The organism is Delftia sp. DS1230 (assembly GCF_040112715.1).
GTDB lineage: Bacteria > Pseudomonadota > Gammaproteobacteria > Burkholderiales > Burkholderiaceae_C > Comamonas > Comamonas tsuruhatensis.
This window is the reverse complement of the sequence record NZ_CP157763.1, coordinates 1,409,821-1,424,360: the sequence shown is the minus strand read 5'-3', so window position 1 is coordinate 1,424,360 and position 14,540 is coordinate 1,409,821. Positions and strand designations below refer to the sequence as shown.

Genomic DNA, 14,540 nt, shown 5'->3' with positions numbered 1-14,540 from the left:
GAGCGATACTCCATGGCTGTGCCCGATGTATCTTTTTTCTGCACGCCGACTGCCGGCGTGCGCCTTTTTCAAGAACTGCATCCATGTCTTCTACGCAACACGCCAAAGTCCTGATCCTCGGCTCCGGCCCTGCCGGCTACACGGCCGCCATCTACGCCGCGCGCGCCAACCTCAACCCGCTGCTGGTGACCGGCATGGCCCAGGGTGGCCAGCTGATGACGACGACGGAAGTGGACAACTGGCCTGCGGACGTGAACGGCGTACAGGGCCCCGAACTGATGCAGCGCTTCTTGGAGCACGCAGAGCGCTTCAAGACCCAGGTGGTGTTCGACCACATCCACAGCGTCGATTTCTCCAAGCGTCCATTCACGCTGACCGGCGACTCGGGCACCTACACCTGCGACAGCCTGATCATTGCCACGGGCGCCTCGGCCAAGTACCTGGGCCTGCCCTCCGAAGAGGCCTTCATGGGCCGCGGCGTCTCGGGCTGCGCCACCTGCGACGGTTTCTTCTACCGCGAGCAGCCCGTGTGCGTGGTCGGCGGCGGCAACACCGCCGTCGAGGAAGCCCTGTACCTGTCCAACATCGCCAGCAAGGTCACCCTGGTGCACCGCCGCGACAAGTTCAAGGCCGAGCCCATCCTCGTGGACAAGCTCATGGACAAGGTCCGTGCCGGCAAGATCGAACTCAAGACCCACTTCGTGCTCGACGAGGTGCTGGGCGACCAGTCCGGCGTGACCGGCATCCGCATCAAGAGCACCCAGGATGGCCATGCCGAGGACATCCAGCTGCAGGGCTGCTTCATCGCCATCGGCCACGCGCCCAACACCGAGATCTTCAAGGGCCACCTGGAGATGGACGAGACCGGCTACATCATCACCCAGGGCGGCCTCAAGGGCTTCGCCACCCAGACCAGCGTGCCCGGCGTGTTCGCGGCCGGCGACGTGCAGGACCATGTCTACCGCCAGGCCATCACCAGCGCCGGCACGGGCTGCATGGCCGCGCTGGACGCCCAGCGCTTCCTCGAGCAGGAATAAGCGGGATGCCATCCCGCCCGCCCTGCCCTCGTGCAGGGCGGCAAAAGCCCCTGGCTGCCGCCGTGATTGGCTGGCCCAGGGGCTTTTCTCATGAAGACGCTATAATCCGTGGCTTTGCTGAATTTGAAGCGCGCCTTGCTTGCATGGCCAGGACACTTTCAGCGATGGGGTTACCGCCACCCTTTATGGCGAGGTGAGGTTGCCGGCAGGCCCTGCAGCAAATGCAGGGCATCAGCGTCGGCGGCTGTACAACTATCGGAGTGTCCTCATGGCACGCGTATGTGAAGTAACGGGCAAGAAGCCCATGGTGGGAAACAACGTTTCCCACGCCAACAACAAGACCAAGCGTCGTTTCCTGCCCAACCTGCAATACCGCCGTTTCTGGGTTGAGAGCGAAAACCGTTGGGTGCGCCTGCGCGTTTCCAGCGCTGCTCTGCGCCTGATCGACAAGAACGGTATCGACTCCGTGCTCGCAGACCTGCGTGCCCGTGGCCAAGCCTAAATCCCTCAAGGAGAAACACCATGGCTGCTAAAGGCGGACGCGAAAAGATCAAGCTGGAATCCACTGCAGGAACCGGCCACTTCTACACCACGACCAAGAACAAGAAGACAATGCCCGAGAAGATGGCGATCATGAAGTTTGATCCCAAGGCTCGCAAGCACGTCACGTACAAGGAAATCAAGCTGAAGTAATTCAGCCTGTCCCTGGTACCGACAAAGAAACCGCCCGGCGCAAGCCCGGCGGTTTTTTTGCGTCCCTCACCCGTGGCGCGCGGGCTGGCCCAGCTGCGCGCAGGCCATGGCGCCGAGATCGCGGCAGGCCTGCTCGACCACGCCATCCACGGGCAGGGTGCAGCCCAGGCGCATGCAGTGCTCGTAGCGGCCCGAGTTGGAGAACATGCTGCCCGGCGCCGTGCGTATGCCGCGCGCCAGCGCCTGCGTGAACAGCGCGGACGTGGACACGCCAGCCGGAAGCTCCAGCCACAGGCTGAGCCCGCCGGGCGGCAGGCTCAGCCGCGTTCCCAACGGGAAAAAGCGCGCCACCAGCTGCGCCATGCCCTCGCGCTGGCGCCGCAGCTGCTGCTTCAGGCGCTGCAGATTGCGCAGATGCGCGGGCGAGCCCACGCAGGCGGCCGCCAGCAACTGGGCCAGGGTCTGGGTCCCCCGGCTGCGCGCGAACTTGAGCATCTGCACACGGCCATGCCACTGGCCGGCGTTCATCCAGCCCTGGCGCAGGCCTGGCGCCATGCTCTTGTTGAAGGCCTCGCAATAGATCACATGTCCCGGCAGGCGGTCCCAGGCCTTGATGGGGCGCACGGGCTGGCTGCTTTCCACGAACAGGCCGTAGGAGTCGTCCTCGATCAGCGCCACGCCGTGGGCGGCGCACAGCTCGACCAGTCTGGCCTTGTGTTCATCGGGAATGCGCGTGCCCAGCGGCATCTGCAGCTCGGGCACGACCACCACGGCCTTCAGCCGGGGCTGGGTCTGCAGGGCCAGCTCCAGTGCCTCGAGGGACAGGCCGGTGCGCGGGCTGCAGGGAATCTCCAGCGCCTGCATCTGCAGCGACTCCACCACCTGCAGCAGGCCGTAATAGGTCGGCGACTCCACGGCCACTACATCGCCGGGCGAGGCCACGGCGGCCAGCGCCAGGCTCACGGCCTCGGAATTGCCCGTGGTCGCCAGCACATCGGCCGGTGCGACATGGATGCCCGCCGCCAGCGCGCGCCGCGCCATGGCCCGCTGGAAATCAGGGTGGCTGCCCATCATGGAACGCCCCAGCACCAGCAGATCGGGCTGCTCGCGCAGCAGCCGGGCAGCCGCCTGGTTCAGGTAGCCGCGATCGAACAGTTCCGGCGGCGGCGTGGCACCGCCCAGGTCCACCTGCACATCGGCCTGGCGGCCGCGCTCCAGCATGAGCGAGATGTGCTCATTGATGCCCGCAAAGTGCTGTTGTGGCAACGGCTGCACGGGCTGGCTCAGATCCGGTTCGCTGGCAGGCGCCAGCCCTGCAGGCCGGGCATCGCGCACGAAGTAGCCCACGCGCGGGCGGGCCTCGAGCTGGCCCAGATCCTCCAGATGCCGCAGCGTCTGCAGCGCCGTGGACAGGCTGACCTCGTGGCGGCGCATCAGTTCGCGCACGGAAGGCATGCGCTCGCCCGCCTTGAGCGTGCCCATCTCCATGGCCAGGCTGTAGTCGGCCGCCAGGCGGCGGTACAGGGTGGGGGCGGCGCTTGCGGCGGTCATGGGCAGGATGGAAAACGGCTGGGGATGGAAGTGCTTGACCGAGATCTTGTCTCAAAGCGCTGTTACGCAACAGATACAGATCATCAGGTCATGCAGCAGAACAGAACATGGACTGCCTGCACTGCTGCGGCGCAACAAACCATAGGCTGTGCCTGTGCCAAAGAGGGCCGAATGCCTACGCTTGGGGCCTGGAACTACAGGACACCGACCCATGCACAACGCCCACACCCGCTCTTTCGAACTGCGCCATCTCGCCCCCGGAAACGACCTGTATCTGTCCATGCAGGAGGGCTGCGAGCTGTTCTGCCGCCAGGGCAGCCTGGAAATCAGCGTCCCGCAGCAGGCCTGGGCCGATGCAGCGCCGGGGCTGACCCTCAGGCTGCAGCCGGGCCAGGGCTGGCGCGCAGGCGCGGACCTGCGGATAAGAGTCCGCTCCGTGTCCCAGGCCACGGCAGGTCTGGAACTGCAGCCGAACCCCGCAGCAAAAAGCCGCATCGCCTCCGAAGAGAAGATGCGGCCCCGGGAATGGACGCTTGCCGGCTGGCTTCGCAGCTTCAGGCGTGGGCAGCGCGCAGCTTGACCGAGAACTCCTTGAGCGCGGCAATGCCGCTGGCCTCGGCGCGATGGCACCAGGCCTGCAGATGGGCCGTCAGCTGCTCGCGCGACAGCGAGGTGTTGAGCCACAGCTGGCGCAGCTCCTCGCGCATGACCAGCATCTGGTCCAGCACGGGATGGGCGGCGCGCGCCTGGGCCAGCTGGTCCTGCGCCTGGGCGGGCACCTTGTCGGCATCGCGGTGCAGCCAGCGGCGCGCCGTCCTGAGCAAGGACAGGTCGGCCTGCTGCGCCTTGCGCTGCTTGAGCGCATCGAGTTCGAACTGCACGGCGGCACGCACGCCGCGCGCATAGCGGGCCATGACCTCGTAGCGGTTGGCGATCACGGCCTCCAGCGTCTTTTCGTCGGCCACAGGCTTGATGGCGCCCATGACCAGCCTGGGCGGCGTTTTCTTGACCTTGGCCCAGCCGACCGCCTGCATCGCCCGGATGTAGGCCCAGCCCACATCGAACTCATAGCGCTTCACCGAGAACTTGGCCGAGGTCGGATAGGTGTGGTGGTTGTTATGCAGTTCCTCACCGCCGATGACCAGGCCCCAGGGCACGAGGTTGGTGCTGGCGTCCTGGGCCTCGAAGTTGCGGTAGCCCCAGAAATGGCCCAGGCCGTTGACCACGCCGGCAGCCCAGAACGGAATCCAGGCCATCTGCACGGCCCAGATGGTCAGTCCGATGGCGCCGAACAGCAGCACGTTGATGACCAGCATCAGAGAAGGCCCCCAGATCGAATGCCGGCTGTAGAGATGGCGCTCGATCCAGTCGTCGGGCGTGCCGTGGCCGAACTTCCTGAGCGTCTCGGCGTTCTTGGCCTCTTCGCGGTACAGCTCCGCGCCCTGGCGCATCACGGTATCCAGCCCGCGCGTTTGCGGGCTGTGGGGATCGTCCTCGGTTTCGCACTTGGCGTGGTGCTTGCGGTGGATGGCCACCCACTCCTTGGTAACCATGCCCGTGCCCAACCACAACCAGAACCGGAAGAAATGCGAGGGCACCGGCCCCAGGTCCAGCGAACGATGGGCCTGACAGCGGTGCAGGAAGATGGTGACGCCCGCAATCGTGACGTGGGTGGTGACCAGGGCATACAGCAGCAGTTGCCACCACGACAGCTGCCACAGGCCATGGGCCATCCAGTCCAGGGCAATATTCCAAACCGACGCGAAATCCACAGACATGACCCAAGCCTTTGCCAAAGCCGGCGCCCAGTGGCACCGATGCCTCAATTTTAGGCGAGCCCCCCGTGAAGGCGTTCGGCAATCTCCCGCGATTTACAGCTTATTGCGTCTGCAAGTTACGGCTTCCGGGTCCAAACGGCGGCGAAAAACCCGTCCGTCTCATGGCGCTGGGGCCACAGGCGCAGGTACTGCGTGCCGGTCTCGCCGCCGCTGCACAGCACATCGCCCCGCTCCACCTTGAGCTGGGCCAGAAGTTCTCCGGCATCCATGGCCACGAAGTCAGAGTGCTCCGCTGCAAAGGCGTCGGCGATGGCTTCGTTTTCCTGGGGCAGGACCGAACAGGTGGCATAGACCAGGCGCCCGCCCGGCTTGACCAGCCGCGCAGCACTGGCCAGGATGGCCGCCTGCTTTTGCGTGAGTTCCTCGATGGCCTTGGCCGACTGGCGCCACTTGAGGTCGGGGTTGCGGCGCAGCGTGCCCAAGCCCGAGCAGGGGGCATCGACCAGCACGCGGTCGATCTTGCCGGCCAGGCGCTTGACGCGGTCGTCGCGCTCATGGGCGATGGCCGCGGGGTGCACGTTCGACAGGCCCGAGCGCGCCAGGCGCGGCTTCAGGGCCTCGAGCCGGTGGCCCGAGACATCGAAGGCGTACAGACGCCCCGTGCTGCGCATCGAAGCGCCAATGGCCAGGGTCTTGCCGCCTGCGCCTGCACAGAAATCGACCACCATTTCGCCGCGCTTGGCATCGAGCATCAGCGCCAGCAGTTGCGAGCCTTCGTCCTGCACCTCGATGGCACCGCGCGTGAAAGCGTCCATCCGGGCCAGCGCCGGCTTGCCCTGCACACGCAGGCCCCAGGGCGAGTAAGGCGTGGCTTCGGCGGCGATGCCGGCATCGGCCAGTTCCTTTTGCACATCGGCACGCTTGGCGTTCAGCGCATTGACGCGCAGATCCAGCGGCGCGGCCTGCTCCATGCTCTGGGCAAAGGCCCAGAAGTCATCGCCCAGTTGCTGCTGTAGCGGCGCGACCAGCCATTCGGGAAGGTTGTGGCGGTGCGGCTCCATCAGTTCGTCGGGACACACGGCCTCGCAGGCGTCCAGCCATTGCAGCTCCTGCGGCGACAGCGCGGCGCGCACGAAGCTGCGCGCGTCCTTGACACCTTGCTCGGTCTTGCCAGCCACGCGGGCCAGTGCCTCCTGGCTGTGGGCAAAGCCCAAAATGGCCAGCCTGCGTTCACGCGAGCCGCTGCCAGAACGCGCCAGGCTCTCAAAAAGCAGCTTCTTGCGCAGCACGGTGTAGGCGGTCTCGGCCAGCGCAGCGCGCTCGCGCGGGCCCAGGTTGCGGTTTTCACGGAAAAAGCGTGACACCACGGCGTCGGCCGGATGTTCGAAAGTCAGGGTGCGCTTGACCAGTTCGGCGCAGGCGTCGAGAAGCTGTTTGGGATGCATGGCCGCGATTGTCCCACTGCCTTGCAAATCCGAGAGGGGCGCAGGTCGGAACCCGGAGCAACGCCGGGCTGGCACGGCTACCATGGAGCCCCATGACCGATGACGACCTGCCCCCTCTGATTGCCACGCCCCCGGGCCTGTACCGCCACTACAAGGGCGCTCCCTACGAGGTGCTTGCCACCGTGCGCCACAGCGAAACGCGCGAGTCCATGACCCTGTACCGCGCGCTCTACGGCGAGCGCGGCCTGTGGGTGCGGCCGGCCGCCATGTTCAACGAAACCGTGGTCATCAACGGCGTGGAGCAGCCCCGCTTTGCACGCTGCCCCGAAGTGGAGCAGCAGGCCTTTCAGAGCGAAGGCCTGTGAGCAGACCCTAGCCCCGCATCAACTGCGCCACGGCGCGCGGGTAGATGATGTGCTCCTGCACCAGCACGCGCGCGGCCAGTGCCTGGGCCGTGTCGCCGGGCAGCACGGGCACCACGGCCTGCTCCAGGATGGGGCCCACATCCAGCTCGGCCGTCACGCGGTGCACGGTGCAGCCGGCGAAGCGGCAGCCTGCATCGATGGCCCGCTGGTGCGTGTGCAGGCCCGTGAAGGCGGGCAGCAGCGAGGGGTGGATGTTGATCATGCGACCTTCGTAATGCGCAACGAAGCCCGGCGTGAGGATGCGCATGAAGCCGGCAAGCACGACCAGCGCGGGCGCGTGCCGGTCGATCACCTGGGCCAGCTCGGCGTCGAAGGCCTCGCGGCTGGGGAACGGGCGGTGGTCCAGCACCTCGGTGGCAATGCCCTGCTCGCGCGCGAAAACCAGGCCCGAAGCCTCGGCCTTGTTGCTGACCACGGCGGCCACGCGGGCGCCATAACGCCGCGCCCAGTCCTGTTGCTGCGAAGCACGCACAATGGCAGCCATGTTCGAGCCGCCGCCCGAGATCAGGATCACGATATTTTTCATGGGCGGCGATTGTCGCACCGCGGGCCGCGCGGCCTGCGCCAGCCCCGGCAAGGCCCATGGCCCTGCCGGGCCTTGTCACCTCTTGCCCTCAGACCCATGCCATTCGATCCCCGCTCCACCCCCTTGACCGCCGTCGAAGCCCGCGTGCTGGCCACCCTGATGGAGAAGGCGCGTACCGTGCCCGACAGCTACCCGCTCACGCTCAACGCACTGGTGACGGGCTGCAACCAGAAAAGCAGCCGCGATCCGGTGATGGAAGTCAGCGAGGGCGAAGCCCAGGAAGCGCTGGACAGCCTGCGCCTGCGCACCATGTCCGTGCAGATCAGCAGCGCACGCGCCACGCGCTGGGAACACAACTTCCCGCGCGGCGTGGGTGTGCCCGACCAGAGCGCCGTGCTGCTGTCCCTGCTGATGCTGCGCGGCCCGCAGACGGCTGGCGAGCTGCGCATCAACTCCGAGCGCTGGCACCGCTTTGCCGACATCTCCTCGGTCGAAGCCTTCCTGGAAGAGCTGCGCGAGCGCAGCGAGGAAAAAGGCGGCCCGCTGGTCGTCCTGCTGCCCCGCGCGCCCGGCGCGCGCGAACAACGCTGGGCCCACCTGCTGTGCGGCCCCGTGGACGTGAACGCGATCGCCTCGGCCCCTGCGGCAGCAGGCGCACGCGGCGATGCCCTGGCCCAGCGCGTGGTCGATCTGGAAGCCCAGGTACGCCAGCTGCAGGCACGTCTGGCACATGTCTACGCCCAGCTGGGTCTGGAAGAACCCGATCAGCCTGCCTGATATCCGGCGGCCGTGAAGCCATCAGGGATTGCCATAGGTTGTCACGCCCTGGACAGTTCAAAAAAGAACGCGCGTGCTACAAAAGCCGGGATTGAAGGAGACACAGTCCATGGACCTGGCATTTACCCCTGAAGAACAGTCCTTTCGCGAGGAAGTCCGCGCCTGGGTGCGGGCCAACCTGCCCCAGGACATCGCGCACAAGGTGCGCCATTCGCTGCGCCTGACGCGCGACGACCTGCAGAACTGGGCCAAGATTCTTGGCAAGAAAGGCTGGCTGGGCTACGGCTGGCCCAAGCAGTTCGGCGGACCCGGCTGGAACGCCGTGCAAAAGCACCTGTTCGAGGAGGAATGTGCCCTGGCCTGCGCGCCGCGCATCATTCCCTTCGGCCCCGTGATGGTGGCGCCCGTGATCATGGCCTACGGCACGCCCGAGCAGCAGCAGCGCTTTCTGCCCGGCATTGCCAGCGGCGAAGTGTGGTGGAGCCAGGGCTACTCGGAGCCGGGCTCGGGCTCGGACCTGGCCAGCGTCAAGACCCGCGCCGAGCGCGTGGGCGACAAGTACATCGTCAACGGCCAGAAGACCTGGACCACGCTGGGCCAGTACGGCGAATGGATCTTCTGCCTGGTGCGCACCAGCAACGAGGGCAAGCCCCAGACCGGCATCAGCTTCCTGCTGGTGGACATGAAGAGCCCTGGCGTGACCGTGCGCCCGATCAAGCTGCTGGACGGCGAGTGCGAGGTCAACGAGGTCTTCTTCGACAATGTGGAAGTGCCGGCCGAGAACCTGATCGGCGAGGAGAACAAGGGCTGGACCTACGCCAAGCACCTGCTCAGCCACGAGCGTACCAACATCGCCGACGTGAACCGCGCCAAGCGCGAGCTGGAACGCCTCAAGCGCATCGCCAAGGCCGAAGGCGTCTATGAGGACCAGCGTTTCCGCGACGAGATCGCCAAGCTCGAAGTCGACGTGGTGGCGCTGGAGATGCTGGTGCTGCGCGTGCTGTCGGCCGAGAAATCGGGCAAGAACCCGCTGGACATCGCCGGCCTGCTCAAGATCAAGGGCAGTGAAATCCAGCAGCGCTACTCCGAGCTGATGATGCTGGCCGCAGGCCCCTTCAGCCTGCCCTTCATCGAAGAAGCCATGGAAGCCGGCTGGCAGGGCGACTTCCCCGGCGGCGTGGCGGACAACGCGCCGCTGGCATCGACCTATTTCAACATGCGCAAGACGACGATCTACGGCGGCTCCAACGAGGTCCAGAGAAACATCGTCGCTCAGACGGTGCTGGGCTGATTTTGGCTGGAGTTTCGCTGACCCCAGAAGTGCGCCGGACGCGCTTCGATCAGCTTCGGGAGACAGAAAATGGACTTTGATTTTTCGGATGACCAGCAGCAACTGCGCGACGCGGTGCGCCGCTGGGTGGACAAGGGCTACACCTTCGAGCGCCGCCGCTCCATCGTCGAGGCCGGCGGCTTCTCGCGCGAGGCCTGGGGCGAGCTGGCCGAGCTGGGCCTGACGGCACTGACCGTGCCCGAGGAGCACGGCGGCCTGGGCCAGGGCGCCACCGACGTGATGGTGGTGATGGAAGAGCTGGGCCGCGGTCTGGTGATGGAGCCGCTGGCACAGGCCTTCGTGGCATCCAGCGTACTCGGCCAGCATGCCGACGCCTCCGTGGCCGGCCAGTGGCTGCCGCGCGTGGCCAGCGGCGAGGCCCTGGTCGTGCTGGCACACCAGGAGCGCCAGGCCCGTTACCGGCTCGACGTCTGCGCGGCCACGGCCGGCAAGAGCGGCAGCGGCTACACGGTGGATGCCACCAAGAGCGTGGTGCCCGCAGGCGACGCGGCCGATGCCTTCCTGGTGCCGGCCCAGCTGGACGGCAAGATCGCCCTGTTCCTGGTGGAGCGCGGCGCCAGCGGCGTCAGCACCCAGGGCTACCGGACCCAGGATGGCAGCCGCGCCGCCGAGCTGCGCTGCCAGGCGGCCCCCGCCACGCTGGTGACGACCGAGGGCCTGGCCGCCCTGACGCTGGCCCAGGACGTGGCCAACGCCGCCCTGTGCGCCGAAGGCGTGGGCGCCATGGAGCAGACACTGAAGCTCACCACCGAGTACATGAACCAGCGCAAGCAGTTCAACACGGTGATCGCCAGCTTCCAGGCCCTGCGCCACCGCGTGGCGGACATGAAGATGCAGCTGGAGCTGGCCCGCTCCATGAGCTACTACGCCAGCCTCAAGATGAACACGCCCGAGGCGGAGCGCCACGTGGCCATCGCGCGCGCCAAGGTCCAGCTGGGCCAGTCGCTGCGCTATGTGGGCCAGCAGTCGGTGCAGCTGCACGGCGGCATCGGCGTGACCGACGAGTACGCAGGCAGCCACTACTTCAAGCGCCTGACGCAGATGGAGATGACGGGTGGGGACACGCTGCACCATCTGGGCATCGTGTCCGGGAAGATGCAGGACACGGCCGGCGTGTTTGCCTGAGCCTCGGGTCCCGCTTCAGACCACCAGGCCCCGCAGGAAACTGCGGGGCTTTTTCATGGGCTTTTCATGGGCCTTTGCTTTTTCCCATGCTTGCCCGCCGCCTCAGGTCAGCCTGTAGCCCTCGGGCCTGAGCGGCGCGGGCAGATCCGTCTCGCCCAGCGTGCGGCCCAGGCTGATCTCGATGGAGCGGCAGATGGTGTCCAGCGGCAGGTCGTTGCTCTCCAGGCCAAAGGGCTCTTCGAGTTCATCGCCAAGGGCGTCGAGCCCATAGAAGGTGTAGGCCACGATGGCCACGACGAAAGGCGTCATGAACCCGGTCGTGTCCACCAGGCCGAACGGCAGCAGAAAGCAGTACATATAGGCCGTGCGGTGCAGCAGCAGCGCATACGAGAACGGCATGGGCGTGTTGCGTATGCGCTCGCACGAGGCGGCAGCGGCCGTCATGCGTGTGAAGGTCTTGTCCATGGACGCGGCCAGGCAGGGTTCCATCTCGCCACGGCGCACACACTGCGCCAGGTCATGCCCCATGGACATCATCAGTGCGTCGCAGCGCTGCTCCAGCGGCAGGGCCTGGATTTGGCGCCATTCCCTGCCCACGAGCCAGCGGCCGGCTTCGGCATCGTCGTGCAGGCCCCGCAGCTGGGACCGCAGCGAATGCGCGAAGGCAACAGCCCGGTGCACCATGCGCACGCGCACATCGCTGTCGCGACGCCGGGGATCGGGCACCGTGTCCAGCGCAATCAGGCTCTGGCACTGGCGCGCCAGCGTGCGCGCGCAGATCACCATCTCGCCCCAGAGCTTGCGGCCTTCCCAGTAGCGGTCATAGGCGGTGTTGTTGCGAAAGCCCAGGAAGATGGCCAGCGGCAGGCCGATCAGCGTGAAAGGGATGGGCGTCACCGTGATCTTCACGTCGAAGAGATTGCCATGCACCAGGGTGATGATGGCGGCAAACACGATGTTCACGAGCAGCGTGACCTGGATGCGCTGGAGCACCGAGCCCCGCAAAATCAGAAACAGCCTGAGGCCGGCGGGGCGATCACGGACGATCATGGGGCGAATGCTAGGTATAAACCCTTATTCGATCACATATTGAGCATGTCAATGGGCTGCGGCCATGCTCCGAACCAAAAAAAAGGCGCCCCGAAGGGCGCCCTGCGTCACGACCGGTTGCCGGTCACAGCGCGTTGAAGCGGCGGCGGCGCACCATGCCCCAGCCCATGATGCCCATCAAGCCGGACATCAGGATCAGGCCCCATTCGGAGAGGGTGGGGATGGAGGCGGGCGATACGGCCACGGCCACCGCGCGGGAAGCCGTGTTGTTGGCCGGGTTGGCATCTCCGGTCGCACCGGTGCTGCCCGTCAGTGCCACCGCCCCCACGGAGCTGGGCGTTCCGCTGACCGTGCAGGTCACGCTGGCGCCCGCAGGCACGGCATCCCCTGCGGACCAGGCTGCATTGGAGGGGCTGATGCGGCAAGCGCCCTGGCTGACGCCAGGCGGCAGTCCCGTGACTGCGCACGAGGTCCCTGCCGATGCATCGGCCGAGCCCTGGTTCTTGCAGACAAAACGGCCGCTGTAGGGCGTGCCGGCAGTGAACGCGGTCGGCAGGCCGCTCAGATCGACGCCCATGTCGGGCACTGCAACGGTGGACACATTCATGGTCGCGGTGTTGTTTGCCGCATTCGAATCATCCGTTGCGCCCGTGGTGCCCGTGACCGTGGACGAACCTGCGGCTGTGGGCGTACCGCTCACCTGGCAGGTGACCGTGGCTCCCACCGGCACCGCATTGCCCGCCACCCACGCGGCATTGCCGGGGCTGATGGAGCATGCGCCTTGCGTCACGCCAGCCGGCAGGCCGGTGACGGCGCAGGAGGTGCCGCTCACGGCGTTGGCCAGGCCCTGGTTGCTGCAGGTGAAGCTGCCGCTATAGGGAATGTTCAGCGGCGAGGTGGAGGGCAGTCCGCTCAGATTGACCTGCATGTCCGGCGTTGTGGTGACCGCGATGTTCGACGTGGCCGTGTTGTTGCCCGGGGTCAGATCGTTGTCGCCGCCCGTGGTCACCGTGACCGTCGAGCTGCCGCCTGGACCCGTCGGTGTGCCGGAGACCTGGCAGACCACCGTCTTGCCCGCAGGCACCACGGCGGGCTGCATCCAGGCCGTGCCGTCTATCGTGCATTGGCCTGCCGTCACGCCAGGGGGCAGACCGGAAGCATCGCAGATGGCCTGGCCTGCGCTGGCTGCACCATCGTTCTTGCAGGAGAAGCTGCCGGTGTAGGGCACGCCGACCACGGCGGTGGGCGGGAGTCCGGAGACCTCAGGCACCATGTCGCTGCTCGCCGCGGGAGCCAGCAATTGGGTCTGCACCATGGCACCGAGCAGGGTCGAGGTCAGGTCGCCTCCGATGGTGTAGTTGCCGTTGTTGATCTGGTCTGACGGCGTGCCCGCAGGAACCTTCACGGTCATCGTGAACGTGCCCGACTGCCCGGGTGCCAGGGTCCCAAAGTTGCACTGGGCAGGGTCTGAACTGCCCACGGCCGGGGCCGTGCAAGCACCGCCGTCGCCGGCCAGCGACACGAACGTGGTCGGACTGACGCCCGCATCCGTGCCCACGGGCATGGCGGGCGTGACCTTCACGTTGTTCACCGGGGTGCTGCCGTTGTTCGTATAGGTATAGGTGTAGGTGATCTCCGTGCCGTCCGCCTTGGGCGCGCTGACAGGCCCGGACGCGCTGATCCACAAGGTCTTGGGCAGGGTCGTGCCGAAGTTGTCAACGTACAGATGGCCTGCGTGGCCACCGGCACTGCAGGCCGAGGCCACGGCCTGCAGCCTGACCTTGTCGCCTACCCGCAGGTAGGCATTGCCAGGAGCGACATCGTAGGCCTGGGGGTCGGTGTAGTTCTGGATGGCACCGCCCTTGTCGGTAAAGGTCTTCCAGGGTGCTCCCGGCTCGCCGCCGTAGTGGTACTTGAAGAACAACTCCTGGGGTGAGCCCGTCAGATCCGTGGCGGTCTGGGCGTCATAGGTCTTGACCAGCGAGATGGCAAAGTAGGGGCGATCCTCGCCTCCGTGATTGCTGGCGTACTCCAGCACGGGCGCCGCGACAAATCGGATGTGGATCTTGCCGTCCTGGTCGATGTCATCCGCAGTCAGCGTCACTTCCTGGGTGATGGAACTTGCCGTATTGACCTGCTGGGTCCAGCCGGCGAGTCCCCCCGTGACATTGTTGGACCGCGGTATCACGTTGCTGGCTGGGGTGGTGCTGTTCGCCTTGAGGTTGATGCGGGCAGAGTGGGAGCCTGCCAAAGTCAGTTTGAGGGCGGACTGGCCAGCGTCACCCCGGAACAGGACTTCGTCTGCAGCGCCTTCCGAGCCGCTGTCGATTTCGACCAGATGAACCTTGCTGCCGGGCGGCTGCAAAAGCAACTCGCTCAGGCTCTTCGGATTGGTCTGGGTCCCATTGTTGGTCCAGGCCTGAGCCGTCCAGCCAGTCAAGTCTCCCGTCTCGAAATCACCATTCAGAAACGCCGCCTGTGCCCCCGCACCGATCACCGCCAGGGTGCCAGCCGCGATCAGGCGTCTCGCCTGCCTCCAAGCGTTCATGCGCGGCCCTGTGGGCCGGATATGCAAACTCTGTCTCGCCATACCATTCCTCTCTTCATGTGTGTTTGATCACGGATGAAAACCCCGACGGCCCACGCCGCCGGCTTGCGCACACCGCCAGCACCAAGCCGCCCAATCACGCGCACGCGCTTTTGCAGCAAAAAAATGGGCGAACGAATCCCTTCCGCGTGCCCGGACGGCAGCGGTTCAAAAAGCTGAAATGGAGAAGAAAAA

The 14,540-nt window shown here is 66.3% G+C and carries 14 protein-coding genes; 8 read left to right on the top strand and 6 right to left on the bottom strand.

The genetic code is table 11. The features are described from left to right. The first annotated feature begins 83 nt into the window (after positions 1–83). The 3 genes from trxB to rpmG all read left to right on the top strand — a co-directional run bounded on the left by trxB (position 84) and on the right by rpmG (position 1,730). Positions 84–1,037: a thioredoxin-disulfide reductase gene (trxB, locus tag AAN986_RS06400; RefSeq protein WP_016445763.1), complete on the top strand. Its 954-nt coding sequence runs from the start codon at positions 84–86 to the stop codon at positions 1,035–1,037. Between the two features lie 268 nt (positions 1,038–1,305). Next, on the top strand, positions 1,306–1,539 hold the full coding sequence (rpmB, locus tag AAN986_RS06395; protein ID WP_012207163.1) for a 50S ribosomal protein L28: 234 nt from the start codon (positions 1,306–1,308) through the stop codon (positions 1,537–1,539). Between the two features lie 20 nt (positions 1,540–1,559). Further along, the gene (gene rpmG, locus AAN986_RS06390; protein ID WP_012207164.1) at positions 1,560–1,730 is read left to right on the top strand and encodes a 50S ribosomal protein L33; all 171 of its coding nucleotides are present in this window, start codon (positions 1,560–1,562) and stop codon (positions 1,728–1,730) included. Between the two features lie 66 nt (positions 1,731–1,796). On the opposite strand, the gene AAN986_RS06385 is transcribed toward rpmG, so the two are convergent. Further along, entirely contained in the window at positions 1,797–3,281 is a 1,485-nt protein-coding gene (locus tag AAN986_RS06385) for a PLP-dependent aminotransferase family protein (RefSeq protein ID WP_016451100.1), read from the bottom strand. 211 nt (positions 3,282–3,492) lie between these two features. Here AAN986_RS06385 and AAN986_RS06380 point away from each other — a divergent pair, with 211 nt between their 5' ends. Continuing rightward, positions 3,493–3,861, top strand: a complete 369-nt coding sequence (locus AAN986_RS06380) for a hypothetical protein (protein WP_016445761.1) — start codon at positions 3,493–3,495, stop codon at positions 3,859–3,861. Here AAN986_RS06380 and AAN986_RS06375 read toward each other — a convergent pair. After that, positions 3,836–5,059: a fatty acid desaturase gene (locus AAN986_RS06375; protein WP_016451099.1), complete on the bottom strand. Its 1,224-nt coding sequence runs from the start codon at positions 5,057–5,059 to the stop codon at positions 3,836–3,838. The two genes, AAN986_RS06380 and AAN986_RS06375, sit on opposite strands and share 26 nt — an antisense overlap. Before the next feature lie 116 nt (positions 5,060–5,175). Next, on the bottom strand, positions 5,176–6,504 hold the full coding sequence (locus tag AAN986_RS06370) for an RsmB/NOP family class I SAM-dependent RNA methyltransferase (protein WP_047217413.1): 1,329 nt from the start codon (positions 6,502–6,504) through the stop codon (positions 5,176–5,178). A gap of 92 nt (positions 6,505–6,596) precedes the next feature. Here AAN986_RS06370 and AAN986_RS06365 point away from each other — a divergent pair, with 92 nt between their 5' ends. Continuing rightward, positions 6,597–6,869 (top strand): DUF1653 domain-containing protein, encoded by a 273-nt coding sequence (locus tag AAN986_RS06365; RefSeq protein WP_016445758.1) that lies wholly within the window; start codon positions 6,597–6,599, stop codon positions 6,867–6,869. Between the two features lie 7 nt (positions 6,870–6,876). Here the strand turns inward: AAN986_RS06365 and purN are convergent, their stop codons facing one another. Next, on the bottom strand, positions 6,877–7,455 hold the full coding sequence (gene purN, locus AAN986_RS06360; protein WP_016445757.1) for a phosphoribosylglycinamide formyltransferase: 579 nt from the start codon (positions 7,453–7,455) through the stop codon (positions 6,877–6,879). 96 nt (positions 7,456–7,551) lie between these two features. Between purN and AAN986_RS06355 the strand changes: the two genes are divergently transcribed. From AAN986_RS06355 to AAN986_RS06345, 3 genes are all read left to right on the top strand, one after another. Further along, entirely contained in the window at positions 7,552–8,232 is a 681-nt protein-coding gene (locus AAN986_RS06355) for a YceH family protein (RefSeq protein ID WP_016445756.1), read from the top strand. A gap of 109 nt (positions 8,233–8,341) precedes the next feature. Beyond that, positions 8,342–9,523 carry an acyl-CoA dehydrogenase family protein gene (locus AAN986_RS06350; RefSeq protein ID WP_017405188.1) on the top strand — a complete coding sequence of 394 codons (1,182 nt, stop codon included), beginning with the start codon at positions 8,342–8,344 and terminating at the stop codon, positions 9,521–9,523. 69 nt (positions 9,524–9,592) lie between these two features. Then, positions 9,593–10,708: an acyl-CoA dehydrogenase family protein gene (locus AAN986_RS06345; protein WP_047217414.1), complete on the top strand. Its 1,116-nt coding sequence runs from the start codon at positions 9,593–9,595 to the stop codon at positions 10,706–10,708. A gap of 102 nt (positions 10,709–10,810) precedes the next feature. On the opposite strand, the gene AAN986_RS06340 is transcribed toward AAN986_RS06345, so the two are convergent. Continuing rightward, on the bottom strand, positions 10,811–11,758 hold the full coding sequence (locus tag AAN986_RS06340; protein WP_047217415.1) for a bestrophin family protein: 948 nt from the start codon (positions 11,756–11,758) through the stop codon (positions 10,811–10,813). A gap of 124 nt (positions 11,759–11,882) precedes the next feature. Beyond that, on the bottom strand, positions 11,883–14,198 hold the full coding sequence (locus AAN986_RS06335; protein ID WP_235434587.1) for an IPTL-CTERM sorting domain-containing protein: 2,316 nt from the start codon (positions 14,196–14,198) through the stop codon (positions 11,883–11,885). Positions 14,199–14,540 lie beyond the last annotated feature (342 nt).

Excerpts from the sequence above, each read along its gene's own strand:
- trxB (WP_016445763.1), top strand. The coding sequence starts at position 84 with ATGTCTTCTACGCAACACGCCAAAGTCCTGATCCTCGGCTCCGGCCCT.
- rpmB (WP_012207163.1), top strand. The coding sequence starts at position 1,306 with ATGGCACGCGTATGTGAAGTAACGGGCAAGAAGCCCATGGTGGGAAAC.
- rpmG (WP_012207164.1), top strand. The coding sequence starts at position 1,560 with ATGGCTGCTAAAGGCGGACGCGAAAAGATCAAGCTGGAATCCACTGCA.
- AAN986_RS06385 (WP_016451100.1), bottom strand. The coding sequence starts at position 3,281 with ATGACCGCCGCAAGCGCCGCCCCCACCCTGTACCGCCGCCTGGCGGCC.
- AAN986_RS06380 (WP_016445761.1), top strand. The coding sequence starts at position 3,493 with ATGCACAACGCCCACACCCGCTCTTTCGAACTGCGCCATCTCGCCCCC.
- AAN986_RS06375 (WP_016451099.1), bottom strand. The coding sequence starts at position 5,059 with ATGTCTGTGGATTTCGCGTCGGTTTGGAATATTGCCCTGGACTGGATG.
- AAN986_RS06370 (WP_047217413.1), bottom strand. The coding sequence starts at position 6,504 with ATGCATCCCAAACAGCTTCTCGACGCCTGCGCCGAACTGGTCAAGCGC.
- AAN986_RS06365 (WP_016445758.1), top strand. The coding sequence starts at position 6,597 with ATGACCGATGACGACCTGCCCCCTCTGATTGCCACGCCCCCGGGCCTG.
- purN (WP_016445757.1), bottom strand. The coding sequence starts at position 7,455 with ATGAAAAATATCGTGATCCTGATCTCGGGCGGCGGCTCGAACATGGCT.
- AAN986_RS06355 (WP_016445756.1), top strand. The coding sequence starts at position 7,552 with ATGCCATTCGATCCCCGCTCCACCCCCTTGACCGCCGTCGAAGCCCGC.
- AAN986_RS06350 (WP_017405188.1), top strand. The coding sequence starts at position 8,342 with ATGGACCTGGCATTTACCCCTGAAGAACAGTCCTTTCGCGAGGAAGTC.
- AAN986_RS06345 (WP_047217414.1), top strand. The coding sequence starts at position 9,593 with ATGGACTTTGATTTTTCGGATGACCAGCAGCAACTGCGCGACGCGGTG.
- AAN986_RS06340 (WP_047217415.1), bottom strand. The coding sequence starts at position 11,758 with ATGATCGTCCGTGATCGCCCCGCCGGCCTCAGGCTGTTTCTGATTTTG.